18 protein-coding genes, 1 tRNA gene, 2 rRNA genes, 1 pseudogene and 1 other annotated feature (1 of these 23 running past the window's edge) are annotated in these 19,740 nt (G+C 51.4%); of the genes and pseudogenes, 18 read left to right on the top strand and 4 right to left on the bottom strand.

Annotated features, from left to right (window positions below; all coding sequences use genetic code 11):
• The 11 genes from TPH_RS12965 to rplL form a co-directional block, all read left to right on the top strand.
• Positions 1-1,763 (top strand): 23S ribosomal RNA (locus TPH_RS12965); it begins 1,355 nt to the left of the window's first position.
• 82 nt (positions 1,764-1,845) lie between these two features.
• Positions 1,846-2,017 (top strand): 5S ribosomal RNA (gene rrf / locus TPH_RS12960).
• A 22-nt stretch (positions 2,018-2,039) separates the two neighbouring features.
• Positions 2,040-2,111, top strand: a tRNA-Asn gene (locus tag TPH_RS12955).
• A 951-nt stretch (positions 2,112-3,062) separates the two neighbouring features.
• Entirely contained in the window at positions 3,063-3,251 is a 189-nt protein-coding gene (locus TPH_RS16740; RefSeq protein WP_201764457.1) for a hypothetical protein, read from the top strand.
• 252 nt (positions 3,252-3,503) lie between these two features.
• A complete protein-coding gene (gene rpmG / locus TPH_RS12940) occupies positions 3,504-3,653 on the top strand; it encodes a 50S ribosomal protein L33 (RefSeq protein ID WP_015051646.1) in 150 nt (49 codons plus the stop codon).
• A gap of 29 nt (positions 3,654-3,682) precedes the next feature.
• Positions 3,683-4,162 carry a preprotein translocase subunit SecE gene (gene secE, locus TPH_RS12935; protein WP_015051645.1) on the top strand — a complete coding sequence of 160 codons (480 nt, stop codon included), beginning with the start codon at positions 3,683-3,685 and terminating at the stop codon, positions 4,160-4,162.
• Between the two features lie 62 nt (positions 4,163-4,224).
• Positions 4,225-4,749: a transcription termination/antitermination protein NusG gene (gene nusG, locus TPH_RS12930; protein ID WP_028991289.1), complete on the top strand. Its 525-nt coding sequence runs from the start codon at positions 4,225-4,227 to the stop codon at positions 4,747-4,749.
• Between the two features lie 37 nt (positions 4,750-4,786).
• On the top strand, positions 4,787-5,215 hold the full coding sequence (gene rplK / locus TPH_RS12925; protein WP_015051643.1) for a 50S ribosomal protein L11: 429 nt from the start codon (positions 4,787-4,789) through the stop codon (positions 5,213-5,215).
• 52 nt (positions 5,216-5,267) lie between these two features.
• Positions 5,268-5,963, top strand: a complete 696-nt coding sequence (gene rplA, locus TPH_RS12920) for a 50S ribosomal protein L1 (protein WP_015051642.1) — start codon at positions 5,268-5,270, stop codon at positions 5,961-5,963.
• 30 nt (positions 5,964-5,993) lie between these two features.
• Positions 5,994-6,132: a sequence feature (ribosomal protein L10 leader region), on the top strand.
• 17 nt (positions 6,133-6,149) lie between these two features.
• The gene (rplJ, locus tag TPH_RS12915) at positions 6,150-6,674 is read left to right on the top strand and encodes a 50S ribosomal protein L10 (RefSeq protein WP_015051641.1); all 525 of its coding nucleotides are present in this window, start codon (positions 6,150-6,152) and stop codon (positions 6,672-6,674) included.
• 252 nt (positions 6,675-6,926) lie between these two features.
• Positions 6,927-7,307 carry a 50S ribosomal protein L7/L12 gene (gene rplL / locus TPH_RS12910; RefSeq protein ID WP_015051640.1) on the top strand — a complete coding sequence of 127 codons (381 nt, stop codon included), beginning with the start codon at positions 6,927-6,929 and terminating at the stop codon, positions 7,305-7,307.
• A 248-nt stretch (positions 7,308-7,555) separates the two neighbouring features.
• On the opposite strand, the pseudogene TPH_RS15250 reads toward rplL, so the two are convergent.
• The 4 genes and pseudogenes from TPH_RS15250 to TPH_RS12895 all read right to left on the bottom strand — a co-directional run.
• Positions 7,556-7,909: pseudogene (locus tag TPH_RS15250) on the bottom strand (transposase); the annotation flags it as partial.
• Between the two features lie 72 nt (positions 7,910-7,981).
• Entirely contained in the window at positions 7,982-8,482 is a 501-nt protein-coding gene (locus TPH_RS12905) for a type II toxin-antitoxin system VapC family toxin (RefSeq protein ID WP_015051638.1), read from the bottom strand.
• Positions 8,472-8,717, bottom strand: coding sequence for a hypothetical protein (locus TPH_RS12900; RefSeq protein ID WP_015051637.1), 246 nt, complete (start codon positions 8,715-8,717; stop codon positions 8,472-8,474). Before TPH_RS12900 ends, TPH_RS12905 begins: the two co-directional genes overlap by 11 nt.
• A gap of 302 nt (positions 8,718-9,019) precedes the next feature.
• Positions 9,020-10,462, bottom strand: coding sequence for an ISLre2-like element ISTph1 family transposase (locus TPH_RS12895; RefSeq protein WP_015051636.1), 1,443 nt, complete (start codon positions 10,460-10,462; stop codon positions 9,020-9,022).
• A 523-nt stretch (positions 10,463-10,985) separates the two neighbouring features.
• Between TPH_RS12895 and TPH_RS12890 the strand changes: the two genes are divergently transcribed.
• The 7 genes from TPH_RS12890 to rpoB all read left to right on the top strand — a co-directional run bounded on the left by TPH_RS12890 (position 10,986) and on the right by rpoB (position 19,706).
• Positions 10,986-11,729 carry an IS1096 element passenger TnpR family protein gene (locus tag TPH_RS12890; RefSeq protein WP_015051635.1) on the top strand — a complete coding sequence of 248 codons (744 nt, stop codon included), beginning with the start codon at positions 10,986-10,988 and terminating at the stop codon, positions 11,727-11,729.
• 251 nt (positions 11,730-11,980) lie between these two features.
• Complete coding sequence (locus TPH_RS12885) at positions 11,981-12,670, top strand: DUF1538 domain-containing protein (protein ID WP_015051634.1); 690 nt, start codon at positions 11,981-11,983, stop codon at positions 12,668-12,670.
• Entirely contained in the window at positions 12,667-13,410 is a 744-nt protein-coding gene (locus TPH_RS12880) for a DUF1538 domain-containing protein (protein ID WP_015051633.1), read from the top strand. The genes TPH_RS12885 and TPH_RS12880 overlap by 4 nt, the downstream gene beginning before the upstream one ends.
• Positions 13,400-14,125, top strand: a complete 726-nt coding sequence (locus TPH_RS12875) for a P-II family nitrogen regulator (protein WP_037999759.1) — start codon at positions 13,400-13,402, stop codon at positions 14,123-14,125. The genes TPH_RS12880 and TPH_RS12875 overlap by 11 nt, the downstream gene beginning before the upstream one ends.
• 272 nt (positions 14,126-14,397) lie before the next feature.
• Positions 14,398-14,577, top strand: coding sequence for a hypothetical protein (locus tag TPH_RS15245; protein ID WP_148275921.1), 180 nt, complete (start codon positions 14,398-14,400; stop codon positions 14,575-14,577).
• Positions 14,578-15,386: 809 nt separating this feature from the next.
• Complete coding sequence (locus TPH_RS12865) at positions 15,387-15,932, top strand: hypothetical protein (protein WP_015051629.1); 546 nt, start codon at positions 15,387-15,389, stop codon at positions 15,930-15,932.
• 213 nt (positions 15,933-16,145) lie between these two features.
• Positions 16,146-19,706, top strand: coding sequence for a DNA-directed RNA polymerase subunit beta (gene rpoB, locus TPH_RS12860; RefSeq protein WP_015051628.1), 3,561 nt, complete (start codon positions 16,146-16,148; stop codon positions 19,704-19,706).
• The last annotated feature ends 34 nt before the right edge of the window (positions 19,707-19,740 follow it).

Here is a 19,740-nt window from a genome sequence, read left to right as displayed (position 1 = left end):
AGTAAGCGAGAAGGCAGGTGAGAATCCTGTCCGCCGGAAGCCTAAGGGTTCCTGGGGAAGGCTCGTCCGCCCAGGGTAAGTCGGGACCTAAGCCGAGGCTGAAGAGCGTAGGTGATGGGCAATCGGTGGAGATTCCGATACCACCTGTGGGCCGTTAGGAGCGAAGGGGTGACACAGGAGGGTAGGCGCAGCGGGCTGTTGGTTGTGCCCGTCCAAGCCTGTAGGGAGGCTGGGGAGGCAAACCCCCCTGGTCGTAATCCTGAGAGGCGAGAGCGAGGGAAAGAGAGTACCGAAGTGGCCGATCCCACACTGGCTAGAAAAACCTCTAGTGAGGCCTGCGGGTGCCCGTACCGCAAACCGACACAGGTAGGCGAGGAGAGAATCCTAAGGCGCGCGAGAGAACCCTCGTCAAGGAACTCGGCAAACTGACCCCGTAACCTTGGGAGAAGGGGTGCCCTAGTAGAGTGAAGGTACTAGCTACTGGAGCTTGAGGGGGTTGCAGAGGAGAGGCCCAAGCGACTGTTTACCAAAAACACAGGTCCCTGCCAAAGCGGAAGCTGACGTATAGGGGCTGACGCCTGCCCGGTGCTGGAAGGTTAAGGGGAAGGGTGAGAGCTCTGAACCGAAGCCCCAGTAAACGGCGGCCGTAACTATAACGGTCCTAAGGTAGCGAAATTCCTTGTCGGGTAAGTTCCGACCTGCACGAAAGGCGTAACGACTTGGGCGCTGTCTCGACGAGGGGCTCGGTGAAATTGTAGTACCCGTGAAGATGCGGGTTACCTGCGACAGGACAGAAAGACCCCGTGGAGCTTTACTGTAGCCTGACATTGGATTTTGGCATTTCCTGTACAGGATAGGTGGGAGGCGGGGAACCCGGGCCGCCAGGTTTGGGGGAGCCGGCGTTGGGATACCACCCTGGGAGTGCTGGAATTCTAACCTTGCCCCGTGAGCCGGGGTAGGGACAGTGTCAGGTGGGCAGTTTGACTGGGGCGGTCGCCTCCCAAAAGGTAACGGAGGCGTCCAAAGGTTCCCTCGGCGTGGTTGGAAATCACGCGTAGAGAGTGCAAAGGCAGAAGGGAGCTTGACTGTGAGAGGGACACCTCGAGCAGGTGCGAAAGCAGGGCTTAGTGATCCGGCGGTACTGAGTGGAAAGGCCGTCGCTCAACGGATAAAAGCTACCCCGGGGATAACAGGCTTATCTCCCCCAAGAGTCCACATCGACGGGGAGGTTTGGCACCTCGATGTCGGCTCATCGCATCCTGGGGCGGAAGTACGTCCCAAGGGTTGGGCTGTTCGCCCATTAAAGCGGTACGTGAGCTGGGTTCAGAACGTCGTGAGACAGTTCGGTCCCTATCCGTCGCAGGCGCAGGAAACTTGAGGGGAGCTGTCCCTAGTACGAGAGGACCGGGATGGACAGACCGCTGGTGTACCAGCTGTTCCGCCAGGGGCACCGCTGGGTAGCCAAGTCTGGAACGGATAAGCGCTGAAAGCATCTAAGTGCGAAGCCGACCCCGAGATAAGGTTTCCCACCCGGCGCTCAACTTAACCGATCGAAGAGTGAGAAAGAGGCGGCAGACTAAGGAGCAGGAGTGAAGAAAAGGACGGGACAGCGGAAGGGACAGACATCATCCTCCATCTCACCTGGTCGGTGAAGCTGAGTGTCGGGGTAAGGCCTCTGGGAGATGACCAGGTAGATAGGCCGGGAGTGTAAGAGGGGTAACCCTTTAAGCTGACCGGTACTAATAGGCCGAGGGCTTGCAAAAGGGCGCCGCCAGCCGCCTCTGCCTGGTAAAAGGCTTTTGAAAGGCGAGGGAAGTATCTCGAGAAAGCGGTTGCAAGGAGAATCCTGGTGGCAATAGCGGAGGGGAAACACCCGTATGTTTCCGTAAGCCACACCCCTTTGAACCAATTTGGGTCGGAGGGGCTGTGTTTACGGAAACCCATTCCGAACACGGCAGTTAAGCCCTCCAGCGCCGATGGTACTGGGTTTTCCCGGGAGAGTAGGTCGCTGCCAGGAAGTTATTTTTTATTAGTGCCGTTCCTCGGTAGCTCAACGGTAGAGCATCCGGCTGTTAACCGGAGGGTTGCAGGTTCGAATCCTGCCCGGGGAGCCCCTTCAAAAAGCAGAACACTCAGGTGTTCTGCTTTTTAGTTTGTGCGCCCGGCATGGGCGTTAACTTGGTGGTGAAAGTCCACTGCAGGCGAGGCAGCACGAGTCTGCTAGCCAAGGGCAAGGGTGTCCATTGCGAGGTGGAATCCGAAGGAAGCCGGCGGCAAAACCACGGCCTGATGAACAAGAACCCCATAAGAGGCTACGCCGTTCGGATGAGCTGGCGTTACACAGCGAAATCCCAGGCAGACATAAGGACGGCGGGGTATATGGGGCGGGCGCGGGGTGAAGGTTAACGCTCTTACCCGGGGAGGCCTGCCGGATAAGCCAGGCAAAGCTGGTAACCCGTGTCGAAAGGCGCGGCTGAGCCGGCAGGAGTCAGCAGAGGGCATAGTACCCTGGGGGACATGAACTCCAGGGGAAGGCCTGAACATCAAGACAGAGGTGAGACCGATGCGTTCGCGGGAAGGTCGAAGACTCTAGATTTCCCCGAGAGGGGCCTGCCTGCGGGAGGAAGTGGTGAAGCCACGGGGGACCGCGGGAGGGCCGAGACCTTCTCCGGCACGAGGCGGGGCGGCACCTCGCGGAGGACAGGGTAGCGGCCTGAATGCTATTCTTTTCTTCGTCAAGCTTGGTGAACCGCCGGATGCGGACCCGCATGTCCGGTGGTGTGAGAGGACGGGGGCTAGCCGCCCCCTCCTACTCGATTTTCTCCCAACGGTTTCAGCATCTCCTGATCAAAAATATGATTAAAAAATAGAGGACATGAGCAACAAGGTTCTTCGACATTGGGGACGTAAAGATTAGGTATACACGTATACAATGCAGTGCGGGAAGGATAATCCGGCAGTCTGGGTGGCTCGATTTTTTTGAACAGGTTGTAGCAAAGAACCCCGGGGAGAAGGAGTTCCACCAAGCGGTTTTCGAGGTTGTCAGGTCGCTGGACCCTTTCTTGGAGCGCAATCCCAAGTACAGGAAGGCCAAAATTCTCGAGCGGATGGTTGAACCGGAATGGGTTATCATCTTCCGTGTGCTCTGGGTCGATGATAGAGGGGAAATCCAGAAGATCAACCGCGGCTACCGTGAACAAGGTGGCCGATGCCATGCTGGCGCAGGGAGTTATCTGATCTGCGTGAAATGAATAATTCTTCTCCAACGGAGGCAGAATAAGGAAAGAGGCTAGTTGGCAATAAGAGGAGTCCACAAGCAGACTCCTCTTTATTAATGATTGCAAGACAAAAGATATGTTAAAATGTACTGGAGTCCAAGGCTTACTTATTATTGACAGTTGATGCAGAGCTGTGATAAAGTAAGTGCGGATTTATCTTATTTCTTTATCAGGTATTGGGTACCCGAAAGGTATTTATGGACAGGGCAATGGGAGGTGGCAAACTTGCGCATAGGTATTACTCTGGCCTGCACAGAGTGCAAAAACCGCAACTACACAACGGAAAAGAACAAGAAGAACGATCCTGAACGCCTGGAACTGAAAAAGTACTGCCCTGTGTGCAAAAAACAAACCGTCCACCGGGAGACCAAATAAACCGGTGAGACATGAAGGATGTGAGCCAGGTGCGTAAGAAGGCCGGCGCAGTAAAGAAAAACAAGAATATAAGTTCTGAGATGGTGAAGGAACAGCCCGATCTCGGAAAGGATGAGCACCCGGCTGAAACTCGTGCCCAGCAAGGTAGGCTGCGCTCCATTTTGCGTCTCGTCAAGAGGGGCGAGACCAAGGCCGGGGAGGAAAAGGCGCCGGTAGGACAGCAGGAGGCCAGGAAAACTCCGGCAAGAGGAAAGGGAGCGGGACCAAAGGAAGGTCGCTCTCCCCGTACCAGGGAAGGAAAAGAGAGGCCGAAAAAGAGCTTCTTTCGAGAGGTAGCTAAGTTTTTCCAAAGTGTGTGGGGAGAGTTGAAAAAGGTGCACTGGCCTACCCGTTCGGAAACGGCTGCTTACACGGTTGTCGTTATCAGTTCGGTTGTTATTGTGGCTTTGCTTATTCTTGTAGCTGATACTATTTTGAGTAAGTTTGTTGAACTTTTACTGCAGCTGTGACGCGGAGTTGCACGGTAAAGAATTATCCCGGGGAGGTGGGGGCCGCAAGGTCCCTTGTCTTTATGGAGAAGAAGTGGTTTGTGATTCACACCTATTCCGGCTATGAAAATAAGGTTAAAGCCAATTTGGAGAAGCGTGTCGCTTCGATGAACATGCAGGATAAGATTTTTCGCATCCTTGTGCCGATGGAAGATGAAATCGAGATCAAGGATGGAAAGCGCCGCGTTTCCCAAAAAAAGATATTCCCCGGTTATGTCTTGGTGGAGATGATCCTCACCGATGACTCCTGGTATGTGGTGCGCAATACACCGGGTGTAACCAGTTTTGTTGGATCGGGGAACAAGCCGATACCGCTGCAGCAGAGTGAGGTCCAAGCCATCATGCGCCAGATGGGGCTCGAGGAGGCCCACCCGCGCATCGACCTGGACATCGGTGAGAGTGTACGGGTTATTGCCGGTCCTTTCGAGAACTTCATCGGCACGGTAGAGGAGATCTATCCGGAAAAAAGCAAGCTTAAGGTGCTCGTATCCATGTTCGGACGGGAAACCCCCGTAGAGCTGGACTTTACACAGGTTGAGAAATTATAATTAAAAACTATAGAATTGCAGAAGGGAAGTGTGAAGGATGGCCGCAAAAAAAGTAGCCGCCGTAGTCAAGCTGCAGATCCCGGCGGGTAAGGCAACGCCGGCGCCACCTGTCGGTTCTGCTTTGGGTCCTCATGGCGTCAATATCATGGCTTTTTGTAAGGAATTTAATGAGCGCACGGCTAAAGATGACGGCTTAATCATTCCGGTGGAGGTTACCATTTATCAGGATCGCTCCTTTAGCTTTATTACCAAGACTCCACCGGCTGCCGTTCTTCTAAAAAAGGCCCTGGGTTTGGAAACCGCTTCTGGAGAACCCAATCGTAAGAAGGTGGGTAAGGTTTCCCGCGCAAAGGTGCGGGAGATCGCCGAATTGAAGATGCGGGATCTCAACGCCGCAGATATTGAGGGAGCCATGCGGATGATTGAAGGCACCGCACGCAGCATGGGGATTGAAATCGCGGATTAGTTTTCCTGGTGGGAGGAGCAATCCGCTAAAACCACAAGGAGGTCGATGAAAGATGCCCAAAAGAGGTAAGAAATATCGGGAGGCTCTGGCAAAGATTGATCGGGAGAATTACTACGAGCCACGAGATGCCCTGCAGCTGGTTAAGGAGATAGCTCCTGCCAAGTTTGATGAGTCTGTTGAGGTGGCGGTGCGCCTCGGTATTGATACCAGGCACGCCGATCAGCAGGTGCGGGGGGCTGTTGTGCTTCCCCATGGGACAGGCAAAACCCGTAAAGTTCTCGTCTTCGCTAAAGGGGATAAGGCCCAGGAGGCGGTTGAAGCCGGTGCCGATTACGTGGGAGCGGAGGATCTGGTACAGAAGATCCAGGAAGGGTGGCTCGATTTCGAGGTGGCCGTTGCTACACCGGATGTGATGAGTATGGTCGGCCGTCTGGGAAGGCTGCTGGGACCCCGGGGGTTGATGCCTAACCCGAAGACCGGAACGGTTACCTTTGACATCGCCCGTGCCGTCAAAGAGATCAAGGCCGGCAAGATTGAGTACCGCGCCGACAAGACCGGCATTGTTCATGCACCCATCGGGAAGGTTTCATTCCCAGTAGAGGCCTTGCAAGAGAATTACAGCACCCTGATGGACGCTTTAATCAAGGCGAAGCCCGCAGCGGCGCGGGGACAATACATCAAGAGCATCACCGTCTGCTCGACCATGGGTCCGGGTGTCAAGATCAACCCGCTCAAACCGCTGGGTTAAAAGACTTGCTTGACCGGGATAATTTAATTTGATAAGCTTTATACGTGACCGTAGACAGCAGGTGCCGCAAGGCTTAATGGTGATTAACGCCTGCCGAGGTTAGAGAGTATGGGTATGGCTGTGAAAGCTGGCCCTCCGTTGTCTGCGGAGGGCTTATTTATTTATAAGAGTTTAAGGAGGTGCATTATGGCCGGTATTGAGGAAAAGAAAAAGATCGTGGCAGAGCTCGAAGAAAAATTTAAGTCCTCCAAGTCGGCAATCTTTACGGAATACCGGGGTCTTACGGTGGAAGACGCCAATTCGTTCCGCAGGGCTTGCCGGGAAGCCGGGGTGGAGTTCCGGGTTGTCAAGAACACTCTGACCCGGCTTGCCGTTGAAAGAAGCGGCTTTAAGGAATTGGGTAGCCTGTTAACGGGTCCTACCGCCGTCGCTTTTGGCTTCGAGGACCCGGTAGCTCCTGCAAAGGTCATCTTCGATTTTCTCAAAACGAAGCGCAGCCTGGAGGTCAAGGGCGGGCTGGTTGAGGGACGAATTGTCGGTGTCTCGGAGATTAAATCCATGGCCGATCTCCCCGGTAGAGATGTGCTGCTCGCTCGGGTAGTGGGAGGATTGAACGGCCCGTTGGCGGGTTTTGTTACGGTTTTGCAGGGGCCCATCCGCAAGCTTGTTTATGCCTTAAATGCTGTTAAGGATCAAAAAGCTGCCGGTTAAGAATGCCTCTGTAGTGGAAGTTCCTGTAGACCACCGTGCCACCATCGACGGTGCCAACAGAGGAACGAAAAAAAGGGTTATCCTTATCGGCGCAGCGACCTGACGGAGGTTGTTACTCGCCCCTGACGAAGGAACAGCTAACGGCAGCCGAATCGAGGCAGGATGTAGAGATAGGCGACTCTGTGCCATCAAAATTTCTTATTCAAGCCACCATGAAGAAAAATCTTGGAAAACAGTGAGGAGGTTTTTGAATTGAGTAAAGTAGCAGAGATTATTGAAGCTGTTAAAGGTATGACCGTTTTGGAGCTTGCGGAACTGGTCAAGGCGCTGGAGGAGGAGTTTGGGGTTACTGCAGCCGCTCCGGTTGCCGTTGCCGCAGGCCCTGCACCGGCAGCTGCTGAGGCTCCGGCGGAGGAGGAGAAGACCGAGTTTGACGTTGTTCTTAAGGCCGTTGGAGACAAGAAGATCAACGTGATCAAGGTTGTGCGGGAGGTCACCGGGCTCGGCCTGAAGGAGGCCAAGGAGCTTGTTGACAGCGCTCCCAAACCGGTTAAAGAGAAGGTAAGCAAGGAAGAGGCAGAGTCCATCAAGGCCAAGCTCGTGGATGTCGGAGCCGAGGTCGAGATTAAATAACCTGCGGCGTTCTCAAATTCGAGAGAACATCTACTGTAGTTGCTGAGAAGAAGCTAAAACGGAGCGCATGGCAGCTGCGAAGGTTCTCCACACTAAAGGGGGAGCCTTCGCAGCTTTTTTCTATCGGGAAAAAATCATGAAAGTTCAGGCGGTTCTCGGGTTCGGCGCCGGGGTTAGTGGCAGCGGAAGAACGGGTTTTCGGCAAACGGCCATCAATGAATCAATAAATGAAAAGCCGTGGTTCACGCCTCGTCGATCTCCACGAGCACCACACCAATCAAGCGGATCGCCAACTCCTCGTTGGGAAAGATCCGGATCACCTGCTTTCCCGGCGGTGGATCTCCTGGTTGAGCCGTTCCACACCATTGGTTGTCCGGAGGCGTTTCCGGTACCGTTCAGGCAGCGCCATCACCGCCATCGCGTCCTCGAAACCAGCTTCAAGCCGCTCCACCGCCTTTTGGCGCCCGGGCGCCAAAGGCCTGCAACCATCTGGCCGTCCCCATATCCGGCGCATCGAAGAACAGCCGCAGCCTCTCATACAGCTCGCCTTGTAAAGACTTGGGGCAGGCAACTAAGATATTCCGGATGAAATGGGTCTGACGTCCATTATAAGCTCCGATTCGGAAGCTTGTTCGGCTCTTCCACCCACTGTAATATTGACGGATACTATTTCTTTATAATACATCCATGGGTTGTAACAGGGTCAATTTTTCCACCCTGGCAAATGCTGAATCGTTGCTGGCAAGATGCCGGCAGTTATGCTCCTGACAGGCAGCCAGTAGGATAGAATCGTTGGTCATCAACCCGTATTTTTGTTGCCAGATCACCGCCTGAAAGCATAAATCCTGGGTAATGGGTACAATGTTAATGTTCATTTCCGGAATTTTTTGTATTTGTTCAGCATAGATTGTCAGTTCAGTAACTATTTCTGGCTTGCTTTTTAAATTCTTTGCAATATTTCCCGGTGCAACCAGTCCTTTAGTAACTGCTTCCAACATCATTAAGCGGTGCATGACCTCCAACAAGATAGTGGTAGTAGTAAAGCCTAATATTTCTTCCCGCTCGCACCGCTCTAATAAGAAGCTGGATTCTTCCGAGATCCCGCTAAAGTGGTAAATAAAGATGTTAGCATCAATAAAAACCTTGCTGCCTGCTTTTAATTCCTCAAACCTCAAAAAAAGCCTCCTCCTCCAGCACCTTTTTTACCAGATCGGCATTGGCCGGGATACAGCCCTTAGTGCTTTTGACAGCAGGTGATGAGCAACCCTTAGTTTTAATCCTGTTCTCAGAGAGGTATTGTTCCAGAGCTTCTTCAATTATTTCATTGAGATGTTTTTGCTCCTGGAACGCTAAAAGTTTGGCCCTGTAAAGCAGCCGGGCGTTAATGGAGGTACCCAGTTTTTGCCGCATATGATCACCTCACTTAAATTCATTATAAATTTAAGTGCTGAATAACGTCAAGATTATATCTAGATGAGTCCATGTCAAGATCCAGTAGGTATTTTTAATAAAATTTTTCCCCTTAAGAGACCTCGACGTTCAAAACCTTAAGCTTCAAAGCAATGGCTTTGACCTTGAATTTAACTGAAGATTGTTGAGATAAACTTGACAACCAGGTAGCTAGGAGGAACAGACAACAATAACACGTTACCCCCTCGCAAAACATTTAACACATGCAGAGGCCAAGCTATCAGTGCTACTCGGAAAACCGGTTAGCAAATAAGAGCAGCAAATTCCGGCCGGGTCAGTTCCCGTAAAACATGTTTTATCCAGGGACGATCCGCAAAAGGCCCTTTTAATGCCGGTATTGTCGCCTGCAGCCATTCCCCTATTTCTCCGGCTTTTTGTTTTTCTACCGACTTTTCTACCGGTTTTATCTGCGCTATCTCCTTCAGCTTTCCATGTTCCACTGGCCAGCGCGAAGCATAATTGCTAAGCTCTCCGTTTGCTTTGGCAGCCAGAAGCCGGGCCATCCGGTCTCCTCCGGTTGTGGTCCACTTGGCCCCCAGGCGTTTCATCCGCCGTGCTACGTTGTGCTGAATCTGCCCTTCGATGGTTCCTAAACGTTTTGCTCCTGCCGAGTTAATAATCCCCGTCCAGTTCTCTTCAAGATAATGCAATAGCTTGATGAGCCTCTTTTTCCGGTTGCCTCTGGTTTTTTTGATTGCTTCTGTGAGTATTGCTTGGGTTTCCTGCCAGTTGCTATGAGAGATGGCTGCGCCTACTTTCTGAAAGGTTTCTTCGTCATACCAGAGGGCTTCGGTTAAATGCCTGTTTAGATGGTATGGGTCTAAGCAGTATACAGCACCGGGGAAGTATTCCAGCCCCTCTTTGATCCATTTTGCTCCATCGCCACCTATGTAGATCTCTTTGATCTGTTCTAAATCCCATTCCCCCCCAGCCCGAGCATAGCTCTCTTCCCAGGCCACTTGTCCTTCACTTAGGGTGCTTACAACAAGCTTGTTTTGCAGGGCAAAGCGGTTCCGGCTAACTTGTTTCTTCCCTTCGTAGGTTACTATGTGTTTGATTTCTCCTCGCTTCTCTTTTTCCCGTTGCAGATTGACTATCACTCCATCACCTTCAATATGCAACTCCCCAACCACTTCTTTCCCACCTGGTGCTCCTCCGTCTTCAAATACCGCCGCTCTCTTCTCTTCCCCTTCTCGCTGCAGTATTTCGCCTGCTTCTTGGGTGATATGCCAGATGGTCATGGTGCTTAATTTAGGTACAAGATAACTCAATATCTCCGCTGCCCGGCCAAAGGAAAGTTCGGTGCTTAGTTTGATTGCCAACTCTTTGAGGTAAGGAGTAACCCTGGCCCGCTCCGGCCAGCCCAGCAGTTCGTCTAAAAAGAATTTGGTTTCCCCGGTTTCTTTGTTCCTGTACAGGCGCCTTTTTAAGGGAAATTCCCCAAAGGTGCTGATGGCTGTTTTTGTCCGAAAACCGACAACCTCCCAGATGCTCCGGTCTCGTTCATTCATCAGACGGGTATCGATCTTTTCTAATGCCCAGGTGAAAATCTGGTTACACACGTCCTGGCAGAGTTCGTGAACCCCTTTCTCAAGCTCAGAGAAGTCTTCGCACTCTCCAATTAATTTGACTAAACCTTTGACAAAAAGAAGGACTGCCCCCACTATGTGGCGAATATCTAACATGAGACCTCACACTCCTTTTTGGGGTGATAGATTTTGGGTGCCGAGGTCTCTTTTCTTTTTAAGAAGCCGATCCCCTTCTTTTACCTACTGAAATTTTACATGGCCTCTAGATGAGGTTTATGGATAAAACTTTGGGGAAACAGCGGTTGTGCTTGACTCTGACTGTATAGTTAAGGAAGGGAACCGTCTGAGCACAGAAAAGTCGACTCGAGCGATGCGGTGGGTTAGTCTAGCCAACGGGGTGCGGTGGTAAGAAGAGAACTTCGAGTACGTTCCGTCAGAATGCATCCGCTGAAGAACTCAAAAGGCAAATACTTCCTTGCCCTTAATGGATAAGGCCGGGCAAAAGGTGGAGCTGCCATCTTTCTTATTCGCTACCCGGTTGAAGGACTTTGACAAAACATGGCGAAAGTTCATGAGGGTGCTGATATAAATGCAACGCGGTTTGGCTTCCAACCTCGCCTGCTGGTATGCATGGGTGCTTACCACACCGCTTAAAGTCCAAAACAGGAGGTATTTAAAATTGGGAAGGCGAAAGACAAAGCCTCAAAGGAGCGGCAAATGTTTTTTATGCGGGAGCATCTACGGTAAATCAGGGATGACCAAACACTTGTCCGTATGTAAAAAGAGATATTTATTATCTCTTCCGGAAATGGTGGTGCCGGAAGAATACTTCCATATTGTTGTTGAAGGCCGCTATAATCCCGAATACTGGTTGCATCTCCTGGTGCAAAGCGAGGCAACTCTCAATCAACTGGACCAGTTCCTAAGGGATATCTGGCTGGAATGTTGTGACCATCTGAGCCAATTCGTTATCCACGGCATAAGGTATGTCAATGAAACGGGTGAGGATCTCTTCGGCTTTTTTAGCAATGAGACGGATATGAATATTTCCCTGGCGGAGGTGCTTGAGCCTGGTGCTATATTTTACCATGAATACGATTTTGGCAACACCACTGAACTGGCCCTGCGGGTATTGTCAATAGACCACCTGGATAGGGGGATAAAAAATGCAATTAATAAAGTGAAAAAAGATGATGAAAGCCTGGATTATGAAGGCATTTATGTCCTGGCCAGGAACGAGCCGCCGTTGATTAAGTGCAAAAAATGCGGTGCAACGGCTACCCTGGTATGTGTTAATTGTTTTTATAGTGGTGAAGGATGGTTTTGCCAAAAATGTGCTGTTGAGCATGAATGTGGCGAGGAAATGTTCTTGCCGGTGGTCAACTCTCCCCGGGTGGGTAGGTGTGCCTATACAGGAAGATAAGGTAGTATTGGCGCGTGAATACCAGTCTGTGGTGAGGCTACTTTTCAGAGCACGTCTGTTTCGATTCGGCTGCCGTTAGCTGCTCCTTCGTCAAGGGCGAGTAATAACCTCCGTCAGGTCGCTGCACCGATAAGGATAACCCCTTTTTCGTTTCTCTGTTGGCGCCGTCGATGGCGGCACGGTGGTCTACTATTATATATGCCTTCTTATATATCTTTTAATTATAATTAGTGCGACGTAAGGAGGCCCAAATGGATACTATAAAAAGCACTGTAATTGAAGTTGTTTTGGCAGTTTTGCCGGTAACCGTGTTCGTTGTTATTCTGCAATTAATGCTCAAGCTGCCGCTAACAGTAATGATGCAGTTTCTGGTCGGTGCAGTTCTGGTCACGGTCGGTTTAATTCTTTTCTTGCTGGGTGTCCATCTTGGCCTGCTTGAGGTTGGTGAAGCTACCGGTGCAGCTCTCCCCAAAATAGGTAAAGTATGGATTGTGGTTCTTTTTGGTTTTCTCTTCGGTTTTGTGGTGACGGTGGCCGAGCCCGATGTCAGGGTGTTGGCCACTCAAGTAGATGCTGTCTCCGGAGGAGCCATTTCCAAGAATCTTTTAATCGGCAGTGTGGGTTTGGGTGTGGCTGTATTTGTGGGGCTGGCTTTACTGCGGGTTGTTCTGGGTGTTCCCTTAAAATACCTTCTCTATGCAAGTTACGGCCTGGTGTTTTTGCTGGCATCCTTGACGCCGGCTGAGTATGCGGTAGTTTCTTTAGATGCCGGGGGTGTCACCACCGGCCCGATGACGGTACCGTTTGTTATTGCGTTAGGCGTGGGAGTCGCTTCCGTATTGGGGGGGAGAAGTACTTCGGCTGACGGTTTCGGTTACGTTGCCTTGGGGTCTGTTGGGTCTATTATCGCCGTACTGGTGCTCGGAGTGATATACGGTTGAAGGATATCGCTGTTTTCACGGGGTTTGGCCATGTTCTGATAGAAGTGGCTATTGCCCTTGCCCCCCTCACGATCTTATTTATGTTCTTGCAAGTTTGGCTGCTAAAACTGCCCAAGCAGAGATTTTTTAACACGCTGAAGGGTTTGGCTTTAACCTTTTTAGGATTGTCTCTTTTCTTGCAGGGTGTTTATATCGGCTTTTTGCCCGTTGGGGAATTGATAGGAAACACCCTGGCTAGTTTAGATTATAACTGGGTGTTGATTCCGATAGGTTTTGTTCTGGGTTTTGCTTCTGCATTTGCTGAACCTGCAGTGCGCGTGTTAAATTATGAGGTGGAAAAGGCATCAGGGGGGTATATCCCCCAGCAGGTGATGCTCTATACGCTATCTTTAGGGGTTGCCGTCTCGGTTGCCTTATCGATGGCGAGAATTCTCTTCGGTTTTTCTTTATGGTACCTGGTAATTCCGGGCTATTTGATCGTTTTGATTATGGCATACTACTCGACGCCTACCTTTGTGGCCATCGCTTTCGATTCCGGAGGAGTAGCAACCGGTCCCATGGTCGTGACTTTTATCTTAACCATGTCCTTAGGGGTTGCCTCCTCCATAGCGGGCCGGAATCCTTTAATCGAAGGGTTTGGGATGGTGGCCCTTGTTGCGCTTGCTCCTATTCTGGCGGTTTTATTGTTAGGGCTGCTTTATAGCAGAAAGGAGAAACAGAGTGAGCGAGATGATATCTAGATACAAGTTGTTGGTAACAGTTGTCAACTACGGTACGGCCAGAAAAGTGGTCAAGGCCTCCAAAGAGGCCGGGGCCGAAGGGGGGACTACCATTCTAGGAAAAGGCACTGTGGGCCGCAGAATAACTAAGGTTTTAGGAATCCCCCTGGAGTCGGAAAAAGAAATAATTCTGACGTTAACAAGAGAAGAAAGAGTAGAAAATATCTTGCAGGCGGTCGTTACTACCGCCAAATTGGATAAACCGGGCCGAGGAATAGCATTTATCATCGATGTCAACAAGGTAGCCGGGATTTGTCACCGGGAACTCTCTTTAGATACATCCAACGGGGGTTGGGGAGGGAATAACATGCCTGGTGAGAGTAAAGTTTTGTACGATTTAATCGTAACCATCGTCAATAAGGGAGAAGCGGAAAATGTGGTTGATGCTTCCCGCAAGGCCGGTGCTGAAGGCGGAACGATAATGTTCGGCCGGGGGACGGGAATTCATGAGCATGCCAAATTGTTCGGTATTACTATAGAACCCGAGAAAGAAATCGTCCTCACCCTCATCGACCGTCAAAAAAGCGCTGAGGTCTTGGAAGCCATAACGAACGAAGTCAAATTGAACAAACCCGGGAAGGGGATCGCCTTTGTTTTAGAAGTTGAAAAAGTTGTGGGTATCAATCATCCACTGAACCGGATGGTGAGAGGGATGCTCACTGAACAGCAACAGTAGTGCCTCAGCCCGTTCACTAGGCATATGAGGCGGCTTCAAGTGGGTGTTATTTTTTTTGACGCCCTGAATCAATTTTTTGCGTATGCGAATAGAAGGGAGTTTCGAGGCGATTGGAACGCACCCGGTCACCTCTTTTGTTTTCCTTCTGACGAAGGTATGGGAGTGAGCATAAAAAATGACGGCCTTGACGGGCGGGTATTTCGTGTTATTATGTTTAATATACTTCGGTGAATCTTGATAAATAAGCTCAATATCATCCGGGTCAGGTGGCCTTGTCAGACAAGGCTGATCTCATCAACCCAAGCCAGGAGAACTACGTCAATCACCTTGCTCTAAGCGAGATAGAGGATGTTTTTTGCGTGGACGGGTTCTGCTTGAGCGGGGTGTGCCTCCCCAATTTGGCGGACAATCCTCTTGGGACAATCGACCGCCGATACTGCAGAGGAGCATGAACTATTAAACCTGCGGAACTCTTAAGCACTCAAAAAGATTTCTCCCCTCATATTGACATTTTCTCAGTCTGCTTACAGGGTGACAATATCACAGTCCGGTGACAAAAGGAAAGAAAACGCCTGAGTGATCCCCAGTTTTTAACAGGAGCAAAAAGAAGAAAACAAGAGAAAAAAGCAGGAAAATAAGGATCCCCCCGCGAATTTAGCTGTAAACAGCATTTCCAGCTAAGGGGGGATCCACAATATGAAGTTATCGAGTTTTGTCAAATTCTTTATAACATGGCTCCAAGGAATTCACAAGACCCAAATCAAAACCCTGGCCGTTTTAGTCTTTGCCCTGATGTGCACCTGGCGTCTCGGTGTTGCCTCTTTAGGCAGGGCACTGCCTGCGAGAACAGCAGAAAAGCACAGGATCAAAAGGGTAGACCGGTTCTTAGGAAACAATCGCATTCCCACAAAAAAAGCTTGCAAGAGCGCTGGTGCGAACGATAATCGGGCCGAGGAAGCTTGTTCTGGTAGCGATAGACTGGACCGACCTCCACGATGGCAAGCACCAGGTTCTTGCTGCAGGAATCATTGCCAAAGGAAGGGCACTTCCGATTTACTGGACTGTTGTGCGACATAAGCGAAACTTACCCTAAACCAGAACAGGATAGAGACAATTTCGTATCTGCTTTAAGGGAAATCCTCCCCCCGGGGCGGTACAGGGTGGTAATCCTTGCCAACCGGGGCTTTGCCAGGGTGACGTTCTTACAGCACCTGGGGAAACTTAAGTTTAAGTTCGTGGTCAGACCCAGACGAAGGTATGGGTGGAATCTGAAAGCTTCAAGGGAACACTGGGTACCTTGAAGCTTCCTCGGGGCACAAAAACAGACCTGGGGGTAGTTAGTTACCACAAAACAGAACGCTGGCCGGTGCGAATTGTTGTTTGCCTTGATGCAAAGCAAAAAGAGCCCTGGCTTCTGGCAACGAATGTAAAAGACGAACCGCTCTCCAGGATCATTGCCTGGTATGGCTTGCGGATGGAAGTGGAAGAATTCTTTAAAGACCTTAAGAATGAGCGTAACAGCTTTAAGCTGCGGGGGCTTGTACTCTCGTCTGCGGGGCGTTACAACCGTCTTCTTCTCGTTATGGCCTATGCCTATTTTCTTCTCACAGTAATCGGCCTTTGGGCCGAAAAAGGAGGGCTTCACCGGAGGCTTATGGCGAACACCGAAAAGAAACGCACCCTTGCTTCTTTCCGGGTAGGCTTTTATATCTTCTGTTCCTGGAAACAAAAGTTTTGGCGGAAGCTACCCTCTTTAAAGTCCTTAGTTTTCAGGCACGTGGCGGATCTCTTAGGCGGGACGGGCTGAAAAAGTGGGGATGACTCAGGATCGCGGTACGTTGACACCTTGTAGATAATGTGCTATTATTTTAGAATGTCTATTGGGAAGATGTTGACTTGTTGTAGCAGTGGTTGAGGTTTGAAATGCAGGTAGGAAGGGTATAATGTAGTTATCGCAACCAATAAGTCCGTTTTTGTGAAGAAATCGGTTTTAACTTTCTTTTAAGGTGAGGGATGGCGGATGGCTTATCCAAAACCGATTCAGGTGGGACGGAAGGTTCGCTGGAGTTACGGGCGAATTTCTGAAGTTCTGGAAATGCCCAACTTGATTGAGATTCAGCAGCAGTCTTACGAGTGGTTCTTGAAGGAGGGCTTGAGAGAAACTTTTCGTGACGTCTCTCCGATACAGGACTTCACAGGCAATTTGAGCCTGGAATTTATTGATTACTCTTTAGGTGAGCCCAAGTACAGTGTTGAGGAGTGTAAGGAGAGGGATGTCACTTATGCCGCTCCGCTGCGGGTCAAAGTGCGCCTGACGAACAAGGAGACGGGGGAAATCAAGGAACAAGATGTGTTCATGGGTGATTTTCCCCTCATGACAGAGAAGGGGACCTTTATTATCAACGGGGCGGAACGGGTGATTGTCAGCCAGCTCGTACGCTCTCCCGGTGTTTATTATCATGTTTCCGGAGACGCCTCCGGGAAAAGAACCTATGGGGCAACCGTCATCCCTAATAGGGGTGCCTGGCTGGAGTTGGAAACAGATATCCACGATTGCATCTATGTGCGCATAGACAGAACGCGCAAGCTTCCGGTAACCATCCTCATCCGCGCTTTGGGGTATTCCTCTAATGAAGATATTTTGAATTATTTCGGCGATGACGAATTCTTAAGAAACACTCTTGAGCGGGACACTACCCAAAACCGGGAAGATGCCCTCGTAGAGATCTATAAGCGGCTGCGCCCCGGTGAACCGCCTACCATTGAAAGCGCCCGGGCGCTGCTGGAGGGACTCTTTTTTGACCCTCACCGCTATGACCTTGGTCAGGTGGGTCGCTATAAGCTCAACAAGAAGCTGAAACTGGATCCCGAAGCTCACAACAGCAGATGCTTAACACCCGAGGACGTCCTGGCAATTATCGACTATTTTCTTAAGCTGATAAGGGGTGAGGGAACTGCTGACGACATCGATCACTTAGGGAACAGGCGGCTGCGCTCTGTCGGTGAGCTTTTGCAGAATCAGTTTCGGATCGGGTTGGCGCGCATGGAACGGGTTGTCAGGGAACGCATGACGATCCAGGATATGGATACCATCACGCCGCAGGCCCTTATTAACATCCGTCCGGTTGTGGCGGCCATTAAGGAGTTTTTTGGCAGCAGCCAGCTTTCTCAGTTTATGGACCAGACCAACCCGCTGGCAGAGCTGACCCATAAGCGCCGCTTGAGCGCTCTCGGCCCGGGAGGATTAAGCAGGGAGCGGGCGGGTTTTGAAGTACGGGATGTGCATCATTCCCACTACGGCAGAATGTGCCCGATCGAGACGCCGGAGGGCCCCAACATCGGTTTGATCGGTTCTTTGAGCACTTATGCCCGGGTTAACAAATACGGATTTATCGAGACCCCTTATCGAAAGGTGGATAAGGAGAAGGGGATCGTCACCAATGAGATACATTATCTGACTGCTGACGAGGAAGAAGAATATATTATTGCTCAGGCGAACGCTCCTCTCGATGAGGAGGGGCGCTTCACTACACCGCGTGTTGATGCCCGGCGCGGCAAGGAGATTCTGGTTGTGCCCACCTCAGAGGTGGATTACATGGACGTTTCCCCCAAACAGGTGGTCAGCGTTGCCGCCGCCCTGATACCTTTTCTGGAGAACGATGACGCCAACAGGGCCTTGATGGGCGCCAACATGCAGCGCCAAGCGGTGCCGCTCTTGCGTACCGAAGCGCCCTTGGTGGGTACCGGCATCGAGTACAGAGTTGCTCATGATTCAGGCGTTGTGGTCACCAGTGAAGAGGGAGGCGTTGTCGAGAGGGTCACCGCAGACGAGATCGTTATTAAAGGTGACTCCGGCAAGAAGAAGACTTACCGACTGGCAAAGTTTGCCCGCTCCAACCAGGGTACCTGCATTAATCAAAAGCCCATCGTCAAGAAAGGCCAGCGCGTTGAGCGCGGTGAGGTGATTGCCGACGGCCCCTGCACCGCCGGAGGGGAGCTGGCTTTGGGGAGAAACGTCCTGGTGGCCTACATGCCGTGGGAGGGCTACAACTTTGAGGATGCCATTCTCATCAGCGAGAAGCTCGTTAAAGAAGACCTTTTTACTTCCATTCATATAGAGGAATACGAGTGCGATGCCCGGGATACCAAGCTGGGGCCGGAGGAAATCACCCGGGACATCCCCAATGTAGGGGAAGATGTTTTGAAAGACCTTGATGAAAGAGGGGTCATCCGTGTTGGAGCCGAGGTTCGACCTGGGGATATTCTGGTGGGAAAGGTGACCCCTAAAGGGGAAACCGAACTGACGGCGGAGGAGCGTCTCTTGCGCGCCATCTTCGGCGAGAAGGCGCGGGAGGTGAGGGATACCTCTCTGCGGGTACCGCACGGCGAGTCCGGGCGGGTGGTTGATGTGAAGGTCTTCTCCCGTGAGAATGGGGATGAACTCCCTCCCGGAGTCAACAAGCTGGTGCGCGTCTATGTCGCCCAAAAAAGGAAGATTTCCGTAGGTGATAAAATGGCGGGAAGGCACGGCAATAAGGGGGTTATTTCGCGGATCCTCCCCGAAGAGGATATGCCCTTCCTGCCCGACGGAACGCCGGTAGAGATCGTTCTGAATCCGCTGGGAGTTCCCTCCCGTATGAACATCGGCCAGATCCTCGAGTGCCACCTGGGCCGGGCGGCTCAGGAGCTGGGGATCTACACCGCATCTCCGGTATACGATGGAGCGGTGGAAGATGATATTATGGATACCCTGGAGCGGGCAGGGCTCCCCAGGGACGGCAAAACCGTACTTTATGACGGACGAACAGGCGAGCCGTATGATAGTGAGATAACTGTGGGTTATATCTATATGCTCAAGCTGGCGCACCTGGTAGACGACAAGATCCACGCCCGTTCGACCGGCCCTTACTCCCTGGTGACCCAGCAGCCATTAGGGGGTAAAGCCCAGTTCGGCGGGCAGCGCTTCGGCGAGATGGAGGTCTGGGCGCTGGAGGCGTACGGCGCCGCCTATACCCTGCAGGAGATTCTGACCGTCAAGTCCGATGATGTTGTCGGAAGGGTTAAAACTTATGAGGCTATAGTGAAAGGTGAAAATGTGCCGGAGCCGGGAGTCCCGGAATCGTTTAAGGTGTTGATTAAGGAACTGCAGAGTCTCTGCCTGGATGTGCGCGTCCTTTCGGAGACTAACGAGGAGATCGAAATAAAGGACGATGATGACGATATCGGCGAAACGGCAAGAGAGCTGGAACTGGATCTGGGGCGGGAAAGGAGCGCTGTCAAGGTCAAAAAGGCCACCGCTCCTGCCTTGGATGAAGCTGAGGGGAAAGATGAGGATGAAGAAGAGACCGAAGATGACCTTGAAGGGGGAATAAGCGAGGAATCGGATGCCGAGTCAGAGGCAGAGCTGCCGGATGCGGAGATCGATGAAGAACCCGACTATGGTGAAGAGGTATCCGATTATCCAGATGACCTTCTGTTAGATGAGGACGAGATTGTAGGCGGGAGATCGAGGAAGGCGCACCTCGAAGCAAAGGGAAGGAATTCCGCCCTTGACCTCCCGATCGGCGAGGAAGATAATTAGTTCTAACGGCGTGGAGATTGAGAAAGGAGCGATT

Origin of the sequence: Thermacetogenium phaeum DSM 12270 (assembly GCF_000305935.1) — a bacterium.
GTDB lineage: Bacteria > Bacillota > DSM-12270 > Thermacetogeniales > Thermacetogeniaceae > Thermacetogenium > Thermacetogenium phaeum.
The sequence above is the reverse complement of the archived record's forward strand: the minus strand, read 5'-3'. Positions and strand labels throughout refer to the sequence as shown.